The organism is Ensifer sp. ENS06, assembly GCF_014852205.1.
GTDB classification, from domain to species: Bacteria; Pseudomonadota; Alphaproteobacteria; order Rhizobiales; family Rhizobiaceae; genus Ensifer; species Ensifer adhaerens.
Map to the genome: position 1 here is coordinate 539685 of NZ_JACVBC010000002.1, position 20172 is coordinate 559856.

Annotated in this window: 21 protein-coding genes; 10 read left to right on the forward strand and 11 right to left on the reverse strand. The window is 64.1% G+C overall.

Features of this window, described 5'->3' with window-relative positions; translation table 11 throughout:
• The first annotated feature begins 95 nt into the window (after window positions 1-95).
• The 6 genes from IB279_RS11770 (at window position 96) to IB279_RS11795 (ending at window position 4654) form a co-directional block, all read left to right on the forward strand.
• Window positions 96-980, forward strand: a complete 885-nt coding sequence (locus IB279_RS11770) for an NAD(P)/FAD-dependent oxidoreductase (RefSeq protein WP_112975906.1) — start codon at window positions 96-98, stop codon at window positions 978-980.
• Between the two features lie 138 nt (window positions 981-1118).
• The gene (locus IB279_RS11775; protein WP_112975907.1) at window positions 1119-1937 is read left to right on the forward strand and encodes an arginase family protein; all 819 of its coding nucleotides are present in this window, start codon (window positions 1119-1121) and stop codon (window positions 1935-1937) included.
• A gap of 137 nt (window positions 1938-2074) precedes the next feature.
• Window positions 2075-2869 carry a DUF1194 domain-containing protein gene (locus tag IB279_RS11780; RefSeq protein ID WP_089043536.1) on the forward strand — a complete coding sequence of 265 codons (795 nt, stop codon included), beginning with the start codon at window positions 2075-2077 and terminating at the stop codon, window positions 2867-2869.
• Between the two features lie 79 nt (window positions 2870-2948).
• Complete coding sequence (locus IB279_RS11785; RefSeq protein WP_090294187.1) at window positions 2949-3473, forward strand: MarR family winged helix-turn-helix transcriptional regulator; 525 nt, start codon at window positions 2949-2951, stop codon at window positions 3471-3473.
• Window positions 3470-4264: a DNA alkylation repair protein gene (locus IB279_RS11790; RefSeq protein ID WP_112975908.1), complete on the forward strand. Its 795-nt coding sequence runs from the start codon at window positions 3470-3472 to the stop codon at window positions 4262-4264. The genes IB279_RS11785 and IB279_RS11790 overlap by 4 nt, the downstream gene beginning before the upstream one ends.
• A gap of 48 nt (window positions 4265-4312) precedes the next feature.
• Window positions 4313-4654, forward strand: a complete 342-nt coding sequence (locus IB279_RS11795; RefSeq protein ID WP_034793040.1) for a DUF6616 family protein — start codon at window positions 4313-4315, stop codon at window positions 4652-4654.
• A gap of 25 nt (window positions 4655-4679) precedes the next feature.
• On the opposite strand, the gene IB279_RS11800 is transcribed toward IB279_RS11795, so the two are convergent.
• The 3 genes from IB279_RS11800 to IB279_RS11810 all read right to left on the reverse strand — a co-directional run bounded on the left by IB279_RS11800 (window position 4680) and on the right by IB279_RS11810 (window position 8711).
• Window positions 4680-5105, reverse strand: coding sequence for a GNAT family N-acetyltransferase (locus IB279_RS11800; protein ID WP_090294191.1), 426 nt, complete (start codon window positions 5103-5105; stop codon window positions 4680-4682).
• Between the two features lie 196 nt (window positions 5106-5301).
• Entirely contained in the window at window positions 5302-6894 is a 1593-nt protein-coding gene (locus IB279_RS11805; RefSeq protein WP_192339216.1) for an arylsulfatase, read from the reverse strand.
• Window positions 6895-7046: 152 nt separating this feature from the next.
• Window positions 7047-8711, reverse strand: a complete 1665-nt coding sequence (locus tag IB279_RS11810) for an arylsulfatase (protein ID WP_034793006.1) — start codon at window positions 8709-8711, stop codon at window positions 7047-7049.
• Window positions 8712-9042: 331 nt separating this feature from the next.
• Between IB279_RS11810 and IB279_RS11815 the strand changes: the two genes are divergently transcribed.
• Window positions 9043-9513 (forward strand): group III truncated hemoglobin, encoded by a 471-nt coding sequence (locus IB279_RS11815; protein WP_112975909.1) that lies wholly within the window; start codon window positions 9043-9045, stop codon window positions 9511-9513.
• On the opposite strand, the gene IB279_RS11820 is transcribed toward IB279_RS11815, so the two are convergent.
• The 4 genes from IB279_RS11820 to IB279_RS11835 all read right to left on the reverse strand — a co-directional run bounded on the left by IB279_RS11820 (window position 9471) and on the right by IB279_RS11835 (window position 12881).
• Window positions 9471-9734: an EamA family transporter gene (locus IB279_RS11820; protein ID WP_112975910.1), complete on the reverse strand. Its 264-nt coding sequence runs from the start codon at window positions 9732-9734 to the stop codon at window positions 9471-9473. The two genes, IB279_RS11815 and IB279_RS11820, sit on opposite strands and share 43 nt — an antisense overlap.
• Before the next feature lie 27 nt (window positions 9735-9761).
• Window positions 9762-10349, reverse strand: a complete 588-nt coding sequence (recX, locus tag IB279_RS11825; protein ID WP_034792997.1) for a recombination regulator RecX — start codon at window positions 10347-10349, stop codon at window positions 9762-9764.
• 260 nt (window positions 10350-10609) lie between these two features.
• On the reverse strand, window positions 10610-11380 hold the full coding sequence (locus IB279_RS11830; protein ID WP_034792990.1) for a siderophore-interacting protein: 771 nt from the start codon (window positions 11378-11380) through the stop codon (window positions 10610-10612).
• A gap of 271 nt (window positions 11381-11651) precedes the next feature.
• Window positions 11652-12881, reverse strand: a complete 1230-nt coding sequence (locus tag IB279_RS11835; protein ID WP_034792987.1) for a PLP-dependent aminotransferase family protein — start codon at window positions 12879-12881, stop codon at window positions 11652-11654.
• 499 nt (window positions 12882-13380) lie between these two features.
• Here IB279_RS11835 and IB279_RS11840 point away from each other — a divergent pair, with 499 nt between their 5' ends.
• The gene (locus tag IB279_RS11840) at window positions 13381-13830 is read left to right on the forward strand and encodes a hypothetical protein (RefSeq protein WP_060605298.1); all 450 of its coding nucleotides are present in this window, start codon (window positions 13381-13383) and stop codon (window positions 13828-13830) included.
• Window positions 13831-13952: 122 nt separating this feature from the next.
• On the opposite strand, the gene IB279_RS11845 is transcribed toward IB279_RS11840, so the two are convergent.
• Entirely contained in the window at window positions 13953-14615 is a 663-nt protein-coding gene (locus IB279_RS11845; protein WP_112771018.1) for a LysE family translocator, read from the reverse strand.
• A gap of 240 nt (window positions 14616-14855) precedes the next feature.
• Between IB279_RS11845 and IB279_RS11850 the strand changes: the two genes are divergently transcribed.
• Together IB279_RS11850 and IB279_RS11855 are read left to right on the forward strand one after the other, a co-directional pair.
• The gene (locus tag IB279_RS11850; protein ID WP_112771195.1) at window positions 14856-15455 is read left to right on the forward strand and encodes a bifunctional 2-polyprenyl-6-hydroxyphenol methylase/3-demethylubiquinol 3-O-methyltransferase UbiG; all 600 of its coding nucleotides are present in this window, start codon (window positions 14856-14858) and stop codon (window positions 15453-15455) included.
• Window positions 15456-16045: 590 nt separating this feature from the next.
• Window positions 16046-17566 (forward strand): arylsulfatase, encoded by a 1521-nt coding sequence (locus IB279_RS11855; protein ID WP_192339217.1) that lies wholly within the window; start codon window positions 16046-16048, stop codon window positions 17564-17566.
• Between the two features lie 33 nt (window positions 17567-17599).
• Here IB279_RS11855 and IB279_RS11860 read toward each other — a convergent pair whose 3' ends face one another.
• The 3 genes from IB279_RS11860 to IB279_RS11870 form a co-directional block, all read right to left on the reverse strand.
• Window positions 17600-17893, reverse strand: coding sequence for a hypothetical protein (locus tag IB279_RS11860; RefSeq protein ID WP_226020593.1), 294 nt, complete (start codon window positions 17891-17893; stop codon window positions 17600-17602).
• A gap of 172 nt (window positions 17894-18065) precedes the next feature.
• Window positions 18066-18773 (reverse strand): L,D-transpeptidase, encoded by a 708-nt coding sequence (locus IB279_RS11865; protein WP_051659263.1) that lies wholly within the window; start codon window positions 18771-18773, stop codon window positions 18066-18068.
• Window positions 18770-19684 (reverse strand): glycine betaine ABC transporter substrate-binding protein, encoded by a 915-nt coding sequence (locus tag IB279_RS11870; protein WP_192339253.1) that lies wholly within the window; start codon window positions 19682-19684, stop codon window positions 18770-18772. Before IB279_RS11870 ends, IB279_RS11865 begins: the two co-directional genes overlap by 4 nt.
• Between the last annotated feature and the right edge of the window lie 488 nt (window positions 19685-20172).

Below are 20172 nucleotides of genomic sequence, written 5' to 3' on the forward strand. Positions count from 1 at the left end.
GGTTTCCGGCCGGAATCCTATTGCCCAAAGCCCGGGTCGAGACACTGGTTCAAGAAACCGGTGGGCTGGCCTGCGCCCAACCGAAAGGAAGACCCATGCAACAGGACGTCATCATCATCGGCGGCAGTTATGCCGGCATGGCCGCCGCCCTCCAGCTTCTGCGCGCCCGCCGGCGCGTGACGATCATCGACGAGGGCATTCGCCGCAACCGTTTTGCCAGCCATTCCCATGGCTTCCTCGGCCAGGACGGCATCGACCCCGGCGAGATCGCCGCGAGCGCCCGCAAACAATTGCTCGCCTACCCCACGCTCACCTGGATCGACGGCCGTGCCGAGAAAGCCAGCGGCAAGCAGGATGCCTTCTTCGTTACCACCGCTGACGGCGCCTCCTTCGAAGGCCGGCGCCTGCTCTTTGCAACCGGCGTCAAGGACGGCCTGCCGCAGATCGAGGGGCTGGCCGAGCGCTGGGGCAAGAGCGCCTTCCATTGCCCCTATTGCCACGGCTACGAGCTGAACCAGGGCGAGATCGCCGTCATCGCGGCAAGCCCCATGTCGATCCACCAGGCGCAGCTCATTCCGGAATGGGGCAAGGTGACCTTCTTCACCAATGGCGCCATCACCCTCGACGCCGAAGGCCGTGCCGATCTCGTCAGGCGCGGCGTAACCATCGACGAAACCCCGGTCGCACGGCTCGAAGGCCATGCCGACGTCGTGCTGACGGATGGCCGCCGCCTGCCCTTCGCAGGCCTTTTCGTCGCCACCCGCACCACGCCCTCATGCGACATCGCCGAGCGCTTCGGCTGCGAGATCGAGGAGACCCCGATGGGCCTGCAGATCCGGGCGACGGCCGCCAAGGAAACCACCATTCCCGGCGCCTATGCCTGCGGCGACGTCGGCCGCGTTCCCCACTCCGTCTCGCTTGCCGTCGGCGACGGCGCCTGGGCCGGCGCGCAACTGCACCGCTCGCTGGTGTTCGGATAGAAGGCACACCGAGCAAGGACGCTGGCATGAAGGAATACCGAACGGACGCAACCGCATTGCGCCGTTCGGCTTCCAGCCTTGCCAAATCGACGGCCTCTGTGCTTCGTTCGCTGCAAACGCGAGTTGGAGCCGCCATCGATGCCCATTGCCCTCACCTGCTTTCAGGGTCGCGCCGGCGATCACAACGACCTCGGCATTCCCGGCGCGAAGTCCGTTGCCGCCCATCTCGCCCGAAAACTCGGCCTCGAAACGGTCACGGTCGGAGATCCGGAACCGGCGCTGAACGGCCACTGGGCGGTCGAGCTCGAAGCCGCGATGCCGGCTCTGAAGCGCATGCGAGATCGCTTCGATGTGGTCTACGCCGAGGGATCGTTTTCGCTGGCAGCGACCAGCCGCTGTGCCGTCTCGCTCGCAACCCTGCCTGCCCTTGCGAGGCACCACGGCAATGCGGTCGTCGTCTGGTTCGACGCCCATGCCGACCTCAATACGCCCGAGGCCAGCAGCACCGGCTATCTCGGCGGGCTGGCGCTGTCCGGGCCCTGCGGCCTCTGGCAGTCCGGTCTGGGCGGCGGGCTTTCCATCGAAAATATCGTGCTCGTCGGCCAGCGGGACCTCGATCCCTTCGAGGCCGAAGTCATCGAGGCGAAGCGCATTCCGCATATTCGTCCCGGTGCCAATCTCCCGCAAAGGCTGGCCGAAGCCGTCGCCGGCCGTCCGGTCTATATCCACCTCGACTGCGACGTGCTGAACCCCGGCATCGTGCCCACCGACTACCAGCATGAAAACGGGCTGTCGCTCGATGACCTGCGTGCAGCCTGTGCGGTCCTTGCCAGGAGCGAAGTCGTCGGGCTTGAAATCGCCGAGTTTCAGAATGTTTGGGAGGAAGGCGGCGATCCGGTTTCGCCCGAACCGCTGATCGAGGCGCTGGAACCGCTTTTGCAGAAGCTGCGCCGCTGACCTGACCAGAGCCTGCCGGCAGGTTTGCCTAACCGCAGGGGGCTCAGCCGGCCAATCCATCGGCGGCGGACCCCGCATTGCGCTAGGTCGGTTTGGGCGTAGCATGGATATCCCGCTCGCCTTCGGTATCGGCTGCCATGAAGCTCGGATCGATCCTTCTTGCCTACGTCTGCCTTTTCTGCGGGAGTGCTTCCGCCGAACCGCTCCGGGTCGATCTCGAACTGGTGCTCGCCGTCGACGTTTCCTATTCCATGGAACTCGACGAGCAGCGGCTGCAGCGGCAGGGCTATGTCGCGGCCTTCCTGGAGCCCGCCCTCATCGAGGCGATCGAGAATGGTCCCGTCGGCCGCATCGCCGTCACCTATGTCGAATGGGGCGGCTCGGCGGTGCAGGTCACGCCCTGGACGCTGATCGACGGCCGCGGCACGGCCTCGCAATATTCCGAGCTGCTGCGGCGGCAGCCGATCCGGCGGATCGCCTTCACCTCGATCTCCAACACGCTGGCCTTCACCCGACGGCTGTTCGACTACAGCCCCTTTGAGGGCAGCCGCCGCGTCATCGACATCTCGGGCGACGGTCCCAACAATTCCGGCGTCCCCGCCCCTGTCGCCCGCAATTCCACCGTTGCCCGCGGCATCACCATCGACGGCCTGCCGATCATGCTGAAGACCCACGTCGCCTGGGACTCCGCCGCGATCCCCGATCTCGACGCCTATTACCGCGAATGCGTGATCGGCGGCGACGGCGCCTTTCTGGTGAAGGTGACGGACAGCGGCGAGTTCGCCCGCGCCATCCTGCGCAAGCTGATCATCGAAATCTCCGGCCTGGAGATAAGCCGCCTGTCGCCCGAAACGGTGCGCGCAGCCCGGTTCGGTGAGGGCTACAATTGCTTCATCGGCGAAGAAATGCAGGAGCGGATGATCGGGCGGTAGGGCAGGTCTGCCGCCCCATCCACAGCCGACAACGAAGAAGCCGTTGACTCTAATTAGGCGCCTTATTATCTGTCGCCTTATGACAATGCTGGAACAAAAACACCGGGCCATGTTGCAGGAAGCCGAGCGTCGTGCGGTCGCCGAGACCGGCAACATGCGCGCCTGCTTCGAACTGCTGGCGCTGTCAGGCGCGATCGACCGGGATTGCGCCGCAAGACTGGCGCCCCACCGGCTGTCGGAAGGCAAGTTCGTTATCCTCTTCCTGCTCAACGATCAACCCGAGGGCCTGTCGCCGCATGAGCTTGCCGATCGCGCGGGCGTGACGCGCGCCACCATCACCGGGCTCCTCGACGGCCTGGAGCGCGATCGCTTCGTCGAGCGCCGCTCGGGCCTTAATGACCGGCGCAAGATCGCGGTAATGCTCACCGAAACCGGCCGCAGGACTGCCCGCGATCTGCTGGGCGAACACAGCGCCTGGATCGCCTCGCTGTTTGCCGGTTTCAGCGCCGATGAACACCAGACGTTCCACCGGCTGCTCAAGCGCATCTGGCAAAATCTGGAGACCGGCGCCACGCCCAAGAACACGCCGGAAACACAGGCGTGAGCGAGAGCAAGACCAAGAAACGCGGCGCCAGCGGCATTGGCGCCGAGCGCCTGGCGCAGCTGAACGCCGGAGCGCAAGCCATCACCTTGACCGAATGCCTCGCGGTCGACTTCGCAGCGCTGATGGGCAACATCGTGCCCGGCATCGACGACGATGCCCTTGCCGAGATGACATCGGCCGCGTCGGCCGGCATCTCCCGGCGCATGCCGCTTGCCGCCCGGCTGATCGGAGAGCGCCTCGGCCCCTCGACTTTCGAGACGCTCAAGCAGCATTCCTCGGACACGGTGCGCGGCTGGGCCTGTTTCGTGGTGGCGGCCGGAGAAAACATGACCCTCGCCGAGCGGCTGGCCGCGATCCGGCCGCTGGCCGACGATAGCCATTTCGGTGTTCGCGAATGGGCCTGGATCGCCGTTCGCCCGCATCTCGCGGCCGATCTGGATCAAGCGATCGCCCTGCTGGCGGCAGAGTGGACATCAGATCCATCCGAACGCATCCGCCGTTTCGCCTCGGAATCCATCCGCCCGCGCGGCGTCTGGTGCGCCCATCTCTCAGTGCTCAAGAAAGAACCCGAACGCGCGCTGCCCGTGCTCGAGCCGTTGCGCGCCGATCCCTCGCCTTACGTGCAGGATTCGATCGGCAACTGGCTGAACGATGCGGCCAAGGATCGGCCCGAGTGGGTCCAGGCGCTGGCGGCACGCTGGTCCGCCGAAAGCTCAGGACCCGCGACATCGCGCATCTGTCGCCGCGCGCTTCGATCCATCCCCACCAGATCCAGTTCCGGAAACGCTTGAGAGCGCCCGGAATGGCATAACCTCAGACTGACAACAAGAAAGCAGACTATGCCTCACTACCTGACCGAACTTTACAGCGCCAAGCCGGCGTGGCTCGCCCTTCCCCGTCAGGGGCGCCAGCAGTTCCTGGCCGCGATCGGCTCCGCCATGCCGGGCCTGTCGGCGCTCGGCGTCGAGCTCATCACCTTCGGCAAGGTCGACCAGTCGAAGCTGCATGCGGCATCGCAGACCTTCTTCGCCGTCTGGCGCTGCCCGGACGCGACAGCACTCGAAGCCCTCGTCGCCGGCATCGCCCAATCCGGCTGGCACGAATATTTCGACACGATCAACGCCGCCGGTCGGGGCACCGACCTCGCCGGCCACCTCGCCGAGCTCGGCGCGGCCGCCTGAGCCCCACGCTATCCAGCCCCTCAGGTCACGCTCGGCTTGGGGGGCTGTAGAACACGATCTCCGGATCGTTCTCGTCGAGATTGTCGATGTAGCCGCTCGGCCGGAACCCGGCCTTGACCAACAGGTCCTGCATCGGACGGTTCGACATGTTGGTCGAGCTGAAGAGTTTCGCGCCCGACGACATGGATTGAAAGTGGGCGATCAGCGTCCCAGCCAGACCACGCCGGCGCCAGGACGTCCCCACCATCAGCATTTCGATGAAGGCCTGGCCAAAGAAGTGGTGGGTCAGCACGCCATAGGCGGCAGCCTCCCCCTCGATCTCGATGAGATGGCAGCAGCCCTGCTGGATCCAGTCGGCAATGTCGGCGCGTCGCTTCAGATCGTCGGCCGCAACGCTGTCGATCGCGCAAAGCGCCGGATGGTCGTCCTTGACCGCAGGTCGAATTCGCATGGTTCAGCTCCCGGCAGATTTGGCGGGAAACTAGGATGTGGTGTCGCTGGGCGCAATCGCGAAAGCGCTATCTCAACTGCCCCTCTCACGGCGGCAAGACGAAGTCGCCACCGGACCTCACTGGGCCGGCGCGGCGCCTGAAAATCCCCGCCGCGTCCACTGAAAATCCGACGTCCCCTGTTATGTACCGGATCGCTCACTGTCCAAGGCCGATGTTCTTCGCCGGGTATTTCTTGAAGGTGGCGGCATGCGCCTTCATCTCGGCCAGCATCGAGGCGAGGAAGGCGTTCATCCGGTGGCCGACCGGATATTCCTCCTTCGGATCGATGTAGAGATTGAAGAGCCACGGCGCGAGGCCAACGTCGCTGACGGTGGTCATGTCGATGTTCAGCCACTGGGCCTTGGTTTCCACCACCTTCACGTGGATCTTGTACTCGTACATGCGCATCGCCATCAGGTTCTGCTCGTTCCAGACGAACACCTTCTCGCGGTTCGAACGGCCGTCGTCGGCAAGCAGGAACGAGGTCTGGTCGATGCCGTCGATGTAGCGGTCGACCGGCACCTTGTCTCTGATGCCGCCAAGGCTCAGCGACGTGTTGAAGAGGTCCATCAGGTCGAAGAGCTCGTCGCTTTCGCGGCCGGGCTTGATCATGCCCTTCCAGTAGGCGATCGCCGGGATGCGGATGCCGCCCTCCCAGGCCGATCCCTTTGCGCCGCGAAACGGCGTATAGCCGCTGTCCGGCCAGCTATCGAGCTGCGGGCCGTCGTCGGAGGTGACGAAGATGAAGGTATTGTCGAGGACGCCGGCCTGATCGAGCGCATCGACGATCTCGCCGGTATAGGCATCCACCTCCACCACGTCGTCCTTGTAGGGGTACTTGCTGCCGCTCTTGCCTTCGAAGGCCTTGGAGGCGAAATTGTCGGCGTGCACTTTCATGAAGCAGTGTTCGAGGAAGAACGGCGCCGTTCCCGAAGCAAGCTCCTTGATCTTCTTCACGGTGAATTCCTTGAGCATCCGATCGCCTTCGGCCATCTTCTCGATGCTGTCGATCTCTTCGACCTTCTTGACTGGCCCGCCCTTTACCGCCTGTACCAGCGCCGTGCTCGATCCGGTCTTCCTCAGCATCGCCAGCCGCTCGGGGTTCAGCACCAGATCGGGGTAACGCCGCTTGTCGACCCCTTGGGTGATTTCCTTCTCGGCCTCGTAGAAGCCGTAGAATTCATCAAACCCGACCTCGTGCGGCCGCATGCCTTCGCTTTCGCCCACATGCCACTTGCCCGAGAGCACGGTCTTGTACCCTGCCCCACCAAGCAGCGTCGGCAGGGAAATCTCGTCGGCCCAGGGGTTCTTGGTGATCTTGTCGCCGGCAAGGATCGGCCGCGTCAGGCCGGTGCGAACCGGCAACCGGCCCGTCAGGATCGCCGAGCGCGTCGGCGTGCAGGTGGGTTGCGAATAGGCCGAGGTGAGCCTCAGGCCCTCGCGCGCCAACCTGTCCATGTTGGGTGTCGCAGCGCCGATCGCAGCACCTCCGCCATAGGCGCCGGGGTCGCCATAGCCCATGTCATCAACCACGAGCCAGACGATGTTCGGCCTCTTGCCCAGCCTGGCATAAAGCGTATCGAGCTTCTGTTGCGCCGCGGACTGCTGGTCGGCATGGATCAGCGCTGGCTCCTGCGCCTCGCTCGTGCGTATGCCCTGAGTCATCACCGATTGTGCCGGCGCCACTGTCGGCAACGCCACCAGGATCGCCGTGTGTAGGGCAAGGGCACGCAGACTCCGCAGGCACATCGCACGCTCCTTTTTTGCGATCGAACGCAAGGAATTACGCAAGGGATGCCGCCGGACCTTGACCCGCGGCAAGAGGTGGCGGCCTTTTTACAAGCCGCCGGCGCTTTGCGTCCCGCCGCCAGCGGTCGCCGGCGGCGGAGTCTTTCCGCTCTTTACCGCGGCGCCAGGCTTTCCAGTTCGCCCAGCCGCTTCATCGCTGCCTGCTGCGCCAGCCAGCCATAGTTGATGCCGCTGGCGTTCAGCGTGCTGCCGGCCTGGTACGGATAATCGTTGAAGTCGGCGAAGAACTCCTTGATCTTGCCCTGGATCGGCACCAGCAGCCACATGTTGCGGGCGAGGAACTCGATCGCCCCGCCGCCGTCTTCCATGCCGCGCTCGTAGGGGTCCATGCGCAGGTTGGCGATGACGGCCCAGCTCGGCACCTCACGGGTGGCCGTCGCGATGTTGCCGTGGCTCGCCTGGGCGAAGCTCAGCTTCCAGTCGTTCCAGCGGATAGCGTTGAGGTTGCCGCCCTGGTCGAAGTAGTAGACCGAGTCACGCGGCGGCTCCTTCGCCTCGCCCTTCAACAGCCCCGTCAGGTCGTAGCCGTCGAGATGCACCTTGAAGGTCTTCGACGTGCCCTTGAAGCCCTTCTTCATCTCTTCCTTGACGTCGGCGATGCCGGCGGCGGTCGCAAAGGTCGGCAGCCAGTCCATCAGCGTCACCGGGTCGTTGATCTGCGTGCCCGGCTTTACCACGCCCGGCCAACGCACCATCATCGGAATGCGGAAGCCGCCTTCCCAGGTCGTGCCTTTCTCGCCGTGGAACATCGTCTGCGCGCCGTCCGGCCACAGCGCCAGTTCCGCGCCGTTGTCGGTGGTGTAGAGCACGATGGTGTTCTCGGCGATGCCGAGATCGTCGAGCTGTTTCAGGAGCTGGCCGACGTGACCGTCATGCTCCACCATGCCGTCGGCATGGATGCCCTTGCCGGTCTTGCCGAGCGAGTCCGGCTTCAGGTGGGTGAAGACATGCATGCGGGTCGAGTTGAACCAGCAGAAGAACGGTTTGTCGGCCTTCACCTGCCGGTCGATGTAATCCTTGGCAGCCGTCAGGAATTCCTCGTCGATCGTTTCCATGCGCTTGGTGTTGAGCGCGCCGGTGTCCTCGATCTTGCCGTCGGCGCTCGACTTGATGACGCCGCGCGGGCCGAACTTCTTCTTGAACTCCGGATCCTTGGGATAGAAATAGCCTTCCGGCTCTTCCTCGGCGTTGAGGTGGTAGAGGTTGCCGAAGAACTCGTCGAAGCCATGTGCGGTCGGCAGATGCTCGTCGCGGTCGCCGAGGTGGTTCTTGCCGAACTGGCCGGTCGAATAGCCCTTGGTCTTCAACACGTCGGCGATTGTCGGCATCCAGTCCTGGATGCCGTGCGGGTCGCCCGGCATGCCGATCGTCAAGAGCCCGGTGCGGAAAGGCTCCTGGCCGAGGATGAAGGAGGCGCGGCCCGCCGTACAACTGTTCTGGCCGTAGCTGTCGGTAAAGATCGCGCCTTCGGCGGCGATACGGTCGATATTGGGCGTGCGATAGCCCATCAGCCCCATCGTGTAGGCGCTGATCTGCGGAATGCCGATATCGTCGCCGAAGATGACGAGGATGTTCGGCGGCTTGCCGCTCGCGGAAGAAGAGGATTGCGCCTTGGCCGGACTTACCGAAGCAGCGCCTGCCACCAGCGACGCGGCTGCAAAAATTGTTCCACTGAGAAGGAGATCGCGGCGGCTGACATCCGTTACCCCATTCTCGGCCATCGCTGGCGCAGCCTTGTTATCGTCATGCATGCTCATCGTACTCTCCTAGTTAAGGCGATCGGAAATGCACTGCTGTCGAGGACCGGGCGGATGATGCGCGTGCGGGGGTGGGTGTCCAAGTACGTAACAGTTACGACGTGCCGGCTCGCAACCGTTACTGCGACGCGCGACGCGGGCAATCCGTTGCAAGGCCGGGTAGAACAGCACTGGCAAAACTCACCCAGCGTTACCTCTGACAGATTGACGCAATCGCCCCTTCGGCCTCTGGCGCGACGCCCCCGCATGCCTATATGCAAGACGCCAAAGATAAGGGCCTGGGCCTGAGACATGGGCATCGAGACAGGGGCATCGAGACAGGGACATCGGGATGGACGACAACGACTTGCAGGGCCGCGCCGCTCATGTCGCAGCAATCCGCGAACGAGCGGAAGCCGAGATGAAGGCGATCGGCATCGATGCGGCCTTCATCGATCGTCTCGTCGAGACCTTCTACGCCCGCGTGCTCGTCCATCCCGATCTCGGCCCCGTCTTCGACGCCAGGCTTTCCGGCCGCTGGCCGGAGCACATGGACAAGATGAAGAGCTTCTGGTCGGCCGTCGCCTTCCGCAACGGCGCCTATGGCGGCAAGCCGGTGCAGGCGCATGTCGGCGTCGCCAACATGACGCCGGATCTCTTTCCGAAATGGCTTGATCTCTTTTCCACGACGCTCGACGACATCGCCCCGAACGGCGAGGCCAAGGCCTGGTTCATGGCCACGGCCGAACGCATCGCCCGCAGCCTGACGCTTTCGCTATTCTACAATCCGGCGATGGACGATCCGGCGCTGAAGCGCGGGTAATTGCCGCGGCCTTTACGCCCGATGCCGAAGACGGGCGTCAGGGTCAGGAACAGCGCAGCCGTGCTCGCCGGCAGGCGCTTGAGGCCGATCAGGTAGAGCCAGAAGGCAAGCGCGTACTGGACGATGCCGGAGATCAGGGCGAGCGCCAGCATGCCCGCCTCCGCGGCGGCAAGGTCCTTGCCGATCGCCTGAGGCCTGACCCAGGCGAACAGGAAGACCAATCAGACAACACGACCTGCCCCCTTGGGTCAGAGCGAGCGGCCTGCAAACAAAATGTCCTCGGCCTCGTCAACCGACATCGCAAAGACCCGCTTGCCCAGTTCGAAGCTGAAGCCGCCGCGGGCAAAGGCGGAGAGCTCTTTTGCCGTACGCTTCTCGTCGAGCGCCGCCTTGCGGAACGGCCCGAAGGCGCGCTTTCGCGCCAAGACGACGGCCGCATAGAGATCGTCGGCTTCCGCCACCGCCGCAGCGACGGCGTCCCGCGCGACGCCCTTTTCCGACAGCTTCTGGGCGATCGCCCGCTTCGACTTGCCACCGCGCATGGCCGAGCGGGTCTTGATCTCGGCATAAGCTTTGTCGTTGAGCGCGCCATTGTCATAGGCAAAGGTCACGGCCGCAGCCGCCAGCAGCTCCACCTGGTTCACGCTGATATCCTCGAACTTCTCCCGCGCCTTGCGCGAGATGGCGTCGAAGAGCTGCTTTTCCGTCAGCATCTGCCGCGCCAGCCGATAGGCCGCTGAATTGCGCGCCCAGGCATACATGCGCGGCGTCGGTTGATCGGATTGCGCTTGATCGTCGATGAGGTCCAAGCCTGCCCTGCCCTCGAATTGAACCATTGATGGCATCAGTCGATCCGCAGGATCGGATAGACGTCGCCCCAAGATGCGAAATGACCTGACTCTCCGCGACAAGGCAATTGCGCACCCGAGCCCACGACATGTTTTCCCGGCCTTGTTCCGCCGGCATGAGGGCGGCAGGCGCCCCTCAAGAGAGGCGCGCCTGAGGTAACCGCAGCAGGGCCTGCGCGGATCTTTTGATCCGCCGGCCGAGCGTTCCCGTCGTGATGCCCGAGCAAAGGCACCGGAAAGCGTGATGTCTATTCGAACTTCTCGGTGCTGTCGGCCTTGCCCTTCACCCAGTAGCCGGAGGCTTTCAGCCAGCTGAGCGGCAAGCCGCGCTCCTCGACGAGATGGGTGCGGATCGCCCGGGTGACTGCGGCTTCGGCCGCGATCCAGACGAAGGTGCCGGGCTCGAGCGCCACTTGACGCACGACGGCAAGCAGCGCTGACGGATCGTGCGCTTGATCGAGCGGGCGATAGGCCCAATGGGTGGTGAGCGCCGCCTTGGTGCGGAATTTCTGCCGCTCGTCCAGCCCGGTGACGGCGGCGACGCTGGTGATCTGATGCCCCGCCGGCGTCTCCTCGATCCGCCGCCCGATCGCCGGCAGCGCCGTCTCGTCGCCGATCAGCAGCCATCGCGTGAAATCTCCAGACACGACCGCCGAACCGCGCGGCCCGCCGATCTCGAGCTTGTCGCCCACGGAGGCCGCCATTGCCCAGGCGGTCACGGGGCCCGCCTCGTGCAACGCGAAATCGAGCGCCAGAACGCGCGCGTCTGTGTCGTAGCGCCGTGGCGTATAGTCCCGGCGCTCTTCGGTGCCGTTTGCGCCGGGCACGAAGATCTTGATGTGGTCATCCGCCCCGAGGCTGACGAAGTCGGCGAGATCCTCACCGGAAAGCGTGATCCGGAGCATGCCCGGCGTCACCCGCTCGATGCCGGAAACGACGAGCGAGCGGCGCTTCAGCTCATGGCGAACACGCTCGATGCGCGGCGTCGGGAGATGGGAATAGTTGGGAGAATTGTCCATTTGCATCCTTTGGAGGGCCCCGAAAAGCTCGATCCGCAGGACACAGTCGCGCAGATCGAAGCCGCTTCTGGCCGTTCGATCATACGCGTTGAGTGACGTTAACGCTTACGTGGCCGGGGGTGGCCCGGTCATGTCACGTTCTAACTATCGGAAGGCCCCGCTTCGATCAATGCGTCATCTTGACTAAAACACGAAGGTTTTACCAGCCAAAAGAAAAACGCGCCCGCAGGAGCAAGCGCGTTTCTCAAAATGAAGAAGGTCTGACGAAGCCTTAAGCCGCCAGAGCAGCAACTTCGCCACGGATGAGGTCGCCGAGCCGGCGGATGCCCTCGTCGATCATCTGATCGTTGGCGCAGGAGAAGGAAACGCGCAGGGTGTTTTCGCCCGAGCCATCGGCAAAGAAGGCGCGACCGGGAACGAAGGCGACCTTGGCGGTCTCGATCGATTTTGCAAGCAGTGCGGCGCCGTCCATGCCCTTTGGCAGCGTCACCCAGACGAACATGCCGCCTTCCGGCTTCGTCCAGGACACGCCCTCGGGCATGTACTTTTCAAGCGCTGCGAGCATGGCGTTGCGGCGCTGCTTGTAGACCCGGTGGATCTTCGCCACCTGCTCATCGAAGCCCCGCTCGGCAACGGTGCAGATCGCCATCTGGTTGATGGTCGAGGAATGCAGATCGGCTGCCTGCTTCAAGAGCACGAGCTTGCGGATCACCTTTTCCGAGGCGCAGACCCAGCCGACGCGAAGGCCGGGAGCGAGCGTCTTCGAGAACGAGCCGCAATAGATCGTGCGGGTGTTGTTGATGTCGCCCTTCTTGGCGATTTCGAGCGCCAGGATCGGCGGCACCGGCTCGCCGTCATAGCGCAGCGACTGGTAGGCCGCGTCTTCGATGACGGCAATGTCGAGCTCTTCGGCGAGCGTCAGCACGCGCTCGCGGCCGGCCCGGTCGACGGTCTCGCCGGTCGGGTTGGCGAAGTCGGCCGAGAGATAGGCAAACTTGACGCGGCCGCCCGCCTCGCCCGCCGCCTGACGGTAGGCTTCCGGCGTGCGGTTGCCGTTGGGGTTCAGCTGGTCGTAGGTCGGCTCATAGGCGTTGAAGGCCTGCAGCGCGCCGAGATAGGTCGGCCAGGTGACAAGTGCGGTATCGTTCGGCGACAGGAACAGCTTGCCGAGATAGTCGAGGCCCTGCTGCGAACCGGACGTGATGAAGATGTTGTCGGCGCCGGCGGGAATGCCGAGATCGGCCATCTGCTTGGCAAGCCATTCGCGCAGCGGCTTGTAGCCTTCGCTGACCGAATACTGCAGTGCGGCACTCACGGCCGGGCCGGAAAAGATCTCCGCATAGGCGTCCTTGAATTCCGCATCCGGAAACAGCGCGGGATCGGGAATGCCGCCGGCAAACGAGATGATGTCGGGGCGATCGAGCAGCTTCAACAGTTCGCGGATTTCCGAAGCGCGCATCCGGTTCGAGCGCGTCGCGAAGATATGTTCCCAATCCAGCATGGGGTGTTTCCTCAGAGATTATAAGCGGAAAGCGGTTCTCCGCTTCCTCCCGCGTCATTCTAGAGCGCCGTGCGTTCGCATGAACGCACAAAGCACGCTCTGGTTTTTTTGGTTTAGAGCATCTTTCCGCTTCGGGCGATCCCCCTGGAAGGAAGGATGCTCTGGACGGTGACGGGACAGGACCATGACGACCAATTTATGTCAATATTATTGACCTAATTCCGTGCGCTTTTCGGGCTTTTGGGGCTCCGCGCACGTTACGTCCAGGACCTGACGTTACGTCAGCTTGAGCCGAATGCCACGCGCCATGAGGTAAAGCAAGCCATCTGCTCAACCGCTACGCTCGCGCCGCTTGGCCCCAATCGCACAGACGCCCGTCGTCCGCTTGTCCTTGCGCCGGCAGCGGCACCCGGCGCCTGATAACCCAAAGTGGCAAATTGCCGGAGAAGGAGGCGAAGCGTAAAATTTCTCCCCTCAATTCGACCGGAGGAACTAGGCCATGAGCAGACTGTTTATCCTGTCGGCTGGCGCCGCCCTGGCGCTGGCACAAGCGGCGTCGGCGGCACCCGCAGCGCCGGAGACGCAACCCCTCAAGATCGCCAAGGAGTGCAGCCAGTTCACCGGCGACACCCCGAGCTTCTGCACCATTACGGAATCGAACCTCGAAGCGATCCCGGCTGGCAGCAAAATCCTCTACTATGGACCGGTGGTCGCCAATCCCCTCTTCTCCAGCAGCACCGCCGTCATCGCTGTCGGAAACGGCGACTCGGCGCTCGGATACTGCGTCGTCTACGATACGGCCAAGCCGCCGCTCGGCACCTGTGCGTTCCACGCCGGCAGCGGCACGCTCGCTGGCTTCCAGGCGATCGTGAAGGTCACGGTTGACGACAAGCAGATCTGGCACTGGGACGGAGACTACGTGCTCGGCACGACCCAGGCGGCCAAGTGAGACCGTAGGCATTGCCGGCTCCACACCCGGCCAATCGACACGACCCGGCAGAAGACCTAGGCACTCTGCCATCAAGCAACGTCTTTCAAGTGCTGTCCCCGCCCAGCGGGGACAGCGCCGCCTTACGTTTTGAGCGCCGGCGCGCTGGCGTTGCCTGCAAACAGGAGCCGGAAGCCGAGCCCCAGCATGACGGCGCCGGTAAAACGCTGCTGCCAGACGAGCAGCCGCGGAAAACGATAAAGCGCCTGCCCGACCGTTCCCGAAGCAAGCGCTACCGAACCGAGCGAAAGGATGCCGGCAAGCTTCTGCACGGTGCCGAGCACGGCAAGCTGCAGCCAAACGGGGCCGGCGGTCGGGTCCACGAACTGCGGCAGGAAGGCGAACATGAAGAGCAGCGACTTCGGGTTCGTCAGGCTGTTGATCGTTCCCTCGCGGACCGCGCGCCAGTCCGACACCTCGGTCGCCGCCAGCCGCTTGCTTTCGGCCGCATCGCCGAAACTCGACCAGACCATGCGCGCGCCGAGATAGAGCATGTAGGCGGCCCCCACCCACTGCAGAAGCATGAGCCCGGCGGGATAGGCCTTCAGCAGCGAGGCGACGCCGAGGACCAGCAGGCCTACCTGCACGACGCCGGCGACGAAGATCATGCCGACCACCGTCAGCAGCGCCACCCGGCGCCCCTGCCCGATCCCGCGGGCGAGCACCAGCATCATGTCCGGACCGGGCGTGATCTCCAGAACGAAGAGTGCAGCAACGAAGGTCAGGAGAATGGGGAGATCGGCCATTGAAGGTTCCGGCTGAGGACAACTGCCACATGCTTATCCGGAAGCGTCAGGCCTGTCGATCAGCCCGCTTTACCCGCAGCATGCCGATATTTTTTGCTCCGCCTGCCGCCATCTTCGTCTAGTCTGCTCTCGGGCTTCGAACGGAGAAAAACGATCCATGACGAAACGCTGACGGAACGGATTTTCGCAGCCCAAGGCAATCGCCCTTCCCACGCCGGCGCCAACGCCCAGAAAGCATCGATGACAAAACCCGACGACGACACCCTCGCCTTCTATCGCGACAATGCCGCCACCTATGCGGCGCGCGAACGCAAGCCGCCGGCAACCCGTCTCGCGGCCTTCATGGCCCGTCTCGCCCCCGGCGCCTCCGTGCTCGATCTCGGCTGCGGCGGCGGGCATGACAGCCTTGTTCTGCTGGACCATGGCTTCGACGTCAGCGCCTGCGACGGTTCGGCGGAACTGGCGCGGGAAGCCGAAGTGCGCATCGGCCGCAAGATCGAGGTCATCACGTTTCAGGAGATCATTTGGGAAGGACGGTTCGACGGCATCTGGGCCGAGGCCTCGCTTCTGCATGTGCCGCGCACGGAGCTTGCCGACGTGCTCACACGCATTCGCCGGACGCTGAAGCCGGGCGGTCTTCTGCAGGCGAGTTTCAAGGCCGGCGAGACGGAAGGCCACGACCGCTTCGGCCGCTACTTCAACTACCCCTCAGCCGAATGGCTGCGCGCCTGCTTCGAAGACGCCGGCTGGCCCGAGCCTGATATCAGCGAGGCCGATGGAAGCGGCTACGACGGCGAACCGACCCGCTGGTTGCATGTCTCGGCAAGGCGCACGGCTTGATCCGGTTCAGCGCTACAGTAAAGCGATGCAGATCGAAGTGCACGACGCCACGTGTTGTCGCGGTTCAGCGACGGCAAGCTTGAAGCGCCCGCGCGCCATTGCGGAACCCCTCCGGGTCGTCCACGGACCCCGTTTTGCTTCCCCGCGCCCTCAGGCCTCGCTGCTGAAGTAACTCAGGATCAGAAGCGTGCAGATCGCCGCAACGATCAAGGCGTCGAAAAGTGCAAAGTGCTCGAAGAACGAGAGCATGGCATGTCCTCCTTACAACTAAACCTATGAGAGCACAGATTTTCCAAACTTGGAAGAAGTTCTGGAAAATATACTGACCAAACAACGCAATTCTCCAAAATACTATTTGCACTGCAGCATTATTTATTTGCACCGCACAAAGCTTAATTCCATGAAAATTATCGGTGACAGTGCCGCGATAGCTCAACGATACAGCCGTCGATAGGCCGTCAACGACGCGCCATTTCGCCCCTTTGCCACCACGACAATGTTAATTGACGGCGCTACCGGAAGGTGCAGATATTAGAAACGTCGAATAAAAGATCCACCGTCCGGTCGGGTCGCATTTCCAGGGGGTGCGCATGTCTGAACTGCAAGCGAACAACGCCCGTGCAAACGCATGCGGCGGCAAGACGGCTGAGGCGGATCCGGAAGCCGGCCTGACCCGGCGCGACATTCTCATGAGCAGTGCGGCGATCGCCGTTGCCGCCGGGCTGCCGGCGAGCCTTGCGGCTCTTGCCCCGAATGCGGCACAAGCAGCCGGCGCGACGGCGCCGAACATCGTCTACATCATCGCTGACGATCTCGGCTGGGGCGATGTCGGCTTCCGCGGCTCGGACATCAGCACACCCAATCTCGACAGGCTGGCGGCGACCGGCGTAACCTTCGACCAGTTCTACACCCAGCCGATGTGCACGCCGACGCGCGCAGCCTTCCTCACCGGCCGCTACCCGCTGCGCTACGGCCTGCAGACGGGCGTGATCCCCTCGCCCGGCTCCTACGGGCTGGCGCTCGACGAATACCTGCTTTCCCAGGTCATGAAGGATGCCGGCTACAGAACCGCGCTGGTCGGCAAGTGGCATCTCGGCCATGCCAAGCCGGAATATTGGCCCAAGCAGCGCGGCTTCGACACCTTCTATGGCGCGCTGGTCGGCGAGATCGACCACTTCAAGCACGCCTCCCATGGCGTGAAGGACTGGTACCGTGGCAACAGGCTGCTCGAGGAGACCGGCTTCGACAACACGCTGATCGGCGACGAGGCAGCCCGGGTGGTCGAAAGCCACGATCCCGCAAGCCCGCTCTTCCTCTACCTCGCCTTCACGGCGCCGCACACGCCCTTCCAGGCGCCCGATGACTATCTCGAGCGCTACAAGCACATCGCCGACAAGAACCGCCGTGCCTATGCGGCGATGATCTCCGTGCTCGACGACGGTATCGGCAAGCTGCTGGCGTCGCTCGAAAAGCGCGGCATGCGCGACAACACGATGATCGTCTTTCACAGCGACAATGGCGGTGTGACGAGTTCGCTCTTTGCCGGCGACAGCAAGGTGAGCGGCGAACTCCCGGCCGACAACGGCCCCTATCGCGACGGCAAGGGCACGCTCTACGAGGGCGGCACCCGCGTGGTCGCGCTTGCCAACTGGCCGAAGAAGATCAAGCCCGGCAAGGTCGCAGGCATGGTCCATGTGGTCGACATGTATCCGACGCTGGCAGCGATCGTCGGCGCGACGCTCGACAAGAACCAGCCGCTCGACGGCATCAACCTCTGGCCCTCTTTGAGCGAGGGCAAGCCGACGCCGCGCACCGAGGTTGTCTACAACGTCGACCCCATGGGCGGCGGCGTGCGCCGGGACAACTGGAAGCTCGTCTGGAAGGCGACGCTGCCGCACAAGGTCGAACTCTTCGACCTTGGCGCCGACCCGTCCGAGGCACACGATGTTTCGGCCGATTACGCCGACCGGGTGCGCGACTTCCAGGACTGGATCACCAGCCTTGCGGTCGAGATGGACCAGCCGCTGCTGCTGATGGACGCGGCGCGCCTGACCTTCTACGCGCCGCCCGTCGTTGCCGATCCCTCGACCCTATTCAATATTGGTGATTGACGGCCGGCAGCATGGCCGCGGCCGGGTCGTCTGCTAGACCGGCGTGACCGACTTCACGCTGCCGGCGGTGTCGACGATGCAGGTGAACTTGCGGCCGGCGGCGTCGAGGTCGACGCTGTAGGAGGCGGCATCGAGCGCCCGTGAACTGGTCGGCAAGACCTTGGCGCTGTCGACCTGGGCAGCACCGGCGGCCGCATGGGCACACAGAAGCTGCAGATCAGCCGGCGCCGTCTGCAGGCTGGTGCGCGCCATATCCTCGGGCTTGGGCGCGGACTGGCAACCGCTGATCGCGGCCGTGGCCGCCAGCGCCAGAACAAGGCCTTTCATACGCAATATCCCCTCGCTCACCACTTATCCTCCCCTTCGCATCTTCTGTCCCTGTTCCTTCGCGCGATCGGCCACGCGTGTCCCCGGCGGCCGACCGGTTCTTTCCTGGCGCCCGCAAGGTGCCTGCGTCGACGCGCCGCCCTCGCGGGCCGCCCGCCTCATCCCTGCTGCCTCAAACACCCTTGTAGAGCGCTGCCCCCTGCATCAGCACGATCACCTTGGCGCCGATCTCGATGCGCGAATGCAGGTCGATGACGTCGTCATTGTTCATGCGGATGCAGCCGGAGGAAACGTCGAGCCCGATCGTCCAGGGCTCCACCGTGCCGTGGATGCGGTAGATCGTGTCCTGGTCGCCCTCGTAGAGATAGAGCGCGCGGGCGCCGAGCGGATTGTCCGGCCCGCCGGGCATGCCGGCCGCCCATTTCGCCGCATTCGGGTCGCGCGCCACCATCTCGGCCGGCGGCGTCCAGGTCGGCCATTCGGCCGTGCGCCCGACGCGCACGATGCCGGCCCAGCCGAAGCCCTCGCGCCCGACGCCGATGCCGTAGCGGATCGCCTGGCCGCCGGGTTGCACCAGGTAGAGGAAGTGCTGGTTGCCGTCGATGATGATCGTGCCCGGCTGTTCCGCCGTTCGGAAGGTCACCACCTGGCGGCGGAACGCCTCTGGCAGCTGATTGTTGCGGGCGAAATACTGCCGCGCTTTCTTCTTGTCGTAGTTCACCCATTTCTTGGTGCGGGCGTCGTAGATCTGGGTCTGCGCCCAGGCGGCGAGCGGCCCGAGCGTAAGGGCGGCGGCAAGCACCGCGACACCGAGCCTGCGCCGCGTCCACAGGGGCCGGTCCGTGCCGGCAAGGCGATTGTCGTCAGAACGTCCGCTCATGGCTTGGCCCACCCGTCGATGCGCGCCGCGTTGTCCTCGGCCCATTTCTTCGCGTAGTCGGCCGGCGCCTGCCGCTCGACCTCCAGCGCGTAGCTCATCTTCGTCACTTCCTCCGGCGACAAATCCACCTTCTCCAGGAACTTCGCGACATCGGGGTGTTTCTTGCCGAAGGCAGTGGCATAGGCAATCTGGAAATGTGCCGCTTGCCAGGCGGTCGAGGCACTGGATTTCGACACCCAGAGCGGGTCGCTCGGCGGCAGGATCTTCCACTTGGCGGCATCGTGCGGCGGCTCTTCGAGCCGTGCGATCGGGTGCAGCTCGAACACGTGATGCGGCGCGTAGCAGTAGAACACCATCGGCCTCTCGGTCGCGACGGCCGCATCGACGGCAGCCATCGCCACCTCCTCTTCCGCCTCGAACAGCGTCAGCGTCTTGTCGTAGCCGTAGCCGGCCGCCCGCGCCCGCTCGATGCCGGTCGAAAGCCAGGTGGCGGCGCCGATCCACATCTCGCCCTTGCCGTCGCCGTCGGTGTCGAGGACCTTGGTCTTTTCGGGGTCGCTGAGATCGGCGGCGGACTTGATCGTCTTGGCCGCTTCCGGCGTGGCGCAAAGCCCCTGCCAGGCCGGCACGCTGCGTTCGGTCAGCTGGCCGACCCCCTTTTCGGTCACGTATTTGCGCACGACGTCTTCGAAGTTCGGTCGCCAGACCTCAGGCTGAATGTCGACCGTGCCCGCCTCGAAACCGACGAAGGCATTGAGCGTGCCGAGCTCCTTGACCTCGGCATCGAGCCCGAATTTCTTGGCGATGCCCACTTTCAGGATATTGGCCGTCGCCTGGCCCGACGGCCAGTTCGGCATGGCGATCACCAGATCGGCGGCAGTGGCAGGCAGCGCCACGGATGCGGCCAGCATGGCAGCCAGCACCGCTGGCAGAAACCTCGACTTTTCCTTCACAATCCCCTCCGGCCTCGAGCAATCGATGCGAATGACGTCGTGAATGCGTATGTCGTGCTCAAGCGACGCTGAAACGCGTCGCAACTCTGCAGGTTTCCCTTGATCGCGAGCCCCTGCAGCTCTTCAGAATGCCATGGCGACCTGGCGAGACGCACGGGCGCCGTTTGCGAATGCGAAGCTTATCAATGCCTTGGGCCTTTGGCCCTGCTCTTCCCGTGCCGTATCCGGCATCTTCGTTCGTTGGCCGGCAGGATGCATAGAACCGTGGGCTTCGTCAACGTATCAGCGATACCACACGTTGCACGAACACGTCTGCCGATCGTCTATCACGCGCCAATGCCACGGGAGACCTCGGAGACAGTGCGGTCACAATTTCGTTGCTGCGGTAGGGCTCTCCAACGCACGAAGGTTGCCTTGGAGGGGATGAGGCGGGCCGCACCCCCGGC

Bases quoted from the DNA above. Each gene is read 5' to 3' on its own strand.
- IB279_RS11785 (WP_090294187.1), top strand. From the start codon at position 2,949: ATGACAATGCTGGAACAAAAACACCGGGCCATGTTGCAGGAAGCCGAG.
- IB279_RS11780 (WP_089043536.1), top strand. From the start codon at position 2,075: ATGAAGCTCGGATCGATCCTTCTTGCCTACGTCTGCCTTTTCTGCGGG.
- IB279_RS11850 (WP_112771195.1), top strand. From the start codon at position 14,856: ATGACAAAACCCGACGACGACACCCTCGCCTTCTATCGCGACAATGCC.
- IB279_RS11865 (WP_051659263.1), bottom strand. From the start codon at position 18,773: ATGAGCGGACGTTCTGACGACAATCGCCTTGCCGGCACGGACCGGCCC.
- IB279_RS11830 (WP_034792990.1), bottom strand. From the start codon at position 11,380: ATGGACAATTCTCCCAACTATTCCCATCTCCCGACGCCGCGCATCGAG.
- IB279_RS11870 (WP_192339253.1), bottom strand. From the start codon at position 19,684: ATGCTGGCCGCATCCGTGGCGCTGCCTGCCACTGCCGCCGATCTGGTG.
- IB279_RS11810 (WP_034793006.1), bottom strand. From the start codon at position 8,711: ATGAGCATGCATGACGATAACAAGGCTGCGCCAGCGATGGCCGAGAAT.
- IB279_RS11835 (WP_034792987.1), bottom strand. From the start codon at position 12,881: ATGCTGGATTGGGAACATATCTTCGCGACGCGCTCGAACCGGATGCGC.
- IB279_RS11845 (WP_112771018.1), bottom strand. From the start codon at position 14,615: ATGGCCGATCTCCCCATTCTCCTGACCTTCGTTGCTGCACTCTTCGTT.
- IB279_RS11815 (WP_112975909.1), top strand. From the start codon at position 9,043: ATGGACGACAACGACTTGCAGGGCCGCGCCGCTCATGTCGCAGCAATC.
- IB279_RS11770 (WP_112975906.1), top strand. From the start codon at position 96: ATGCAACAGGACGTCATCATCATCGGCGGCAGTTATGCCGGCATGGCC.
- IB279_RS11855 (WP_192339217.1), top strand. From the start codon at position 16,046: ATGTCTGAACTGCAAGCGAACAACGCCCGTGCAAACGCATGCGGCGGC.
- IB279_RS11805 (WP_192339216.1), bottom strand. From the start codon at position 6,894: ATGTGCCTGCGGAGTCTGCGTGCCCTTGCCCTACACACGGCGATCCTG.
- recX (WP_034792997.1), bottom strand. From the start codon at position 10,349: ATGGTTCAATTCGAGGGCAGGGCAGGCTTGGACCTCATCGACGATCAA.
- IB279_RS11840 (WP_060605298.1), top strand. From the start codon at position 13,381: ATGAGCAGACTGTTTATCCTGTCGGCTGGCGCCGCCCTGGCGCTGGCA.
- IB279_RS11775 (WP_112975907.1), top strand. From the start codon at position 1,119: ATGCCCATTGCCCTCACCTGCTTTCAGGGTCGCGCCGGCGATCACAAC.
- IB279_RS11860 (WP_226020593.1), bottom strand. From the start codon at position 17,893: ATGAAAGGCCTTGTTCTGGCGCTGGCGGCCACGGCCGCGATCAGCGGT.
- IB279_RS11795 (WP_034793040.1), top strand. From the start codon at position 4,313: ATGCCTCACTACCTGACCGAACTTTACAGCGCCAAGCCGGCGTGGCTC.
- IB279_RS11800 (WP_090294191.1), bottom strand. From the start codon at position 5,105: ATGCGAATTCGACCTGCGGTCAAGGACGACCATCCGGCGCTTTGCGCG.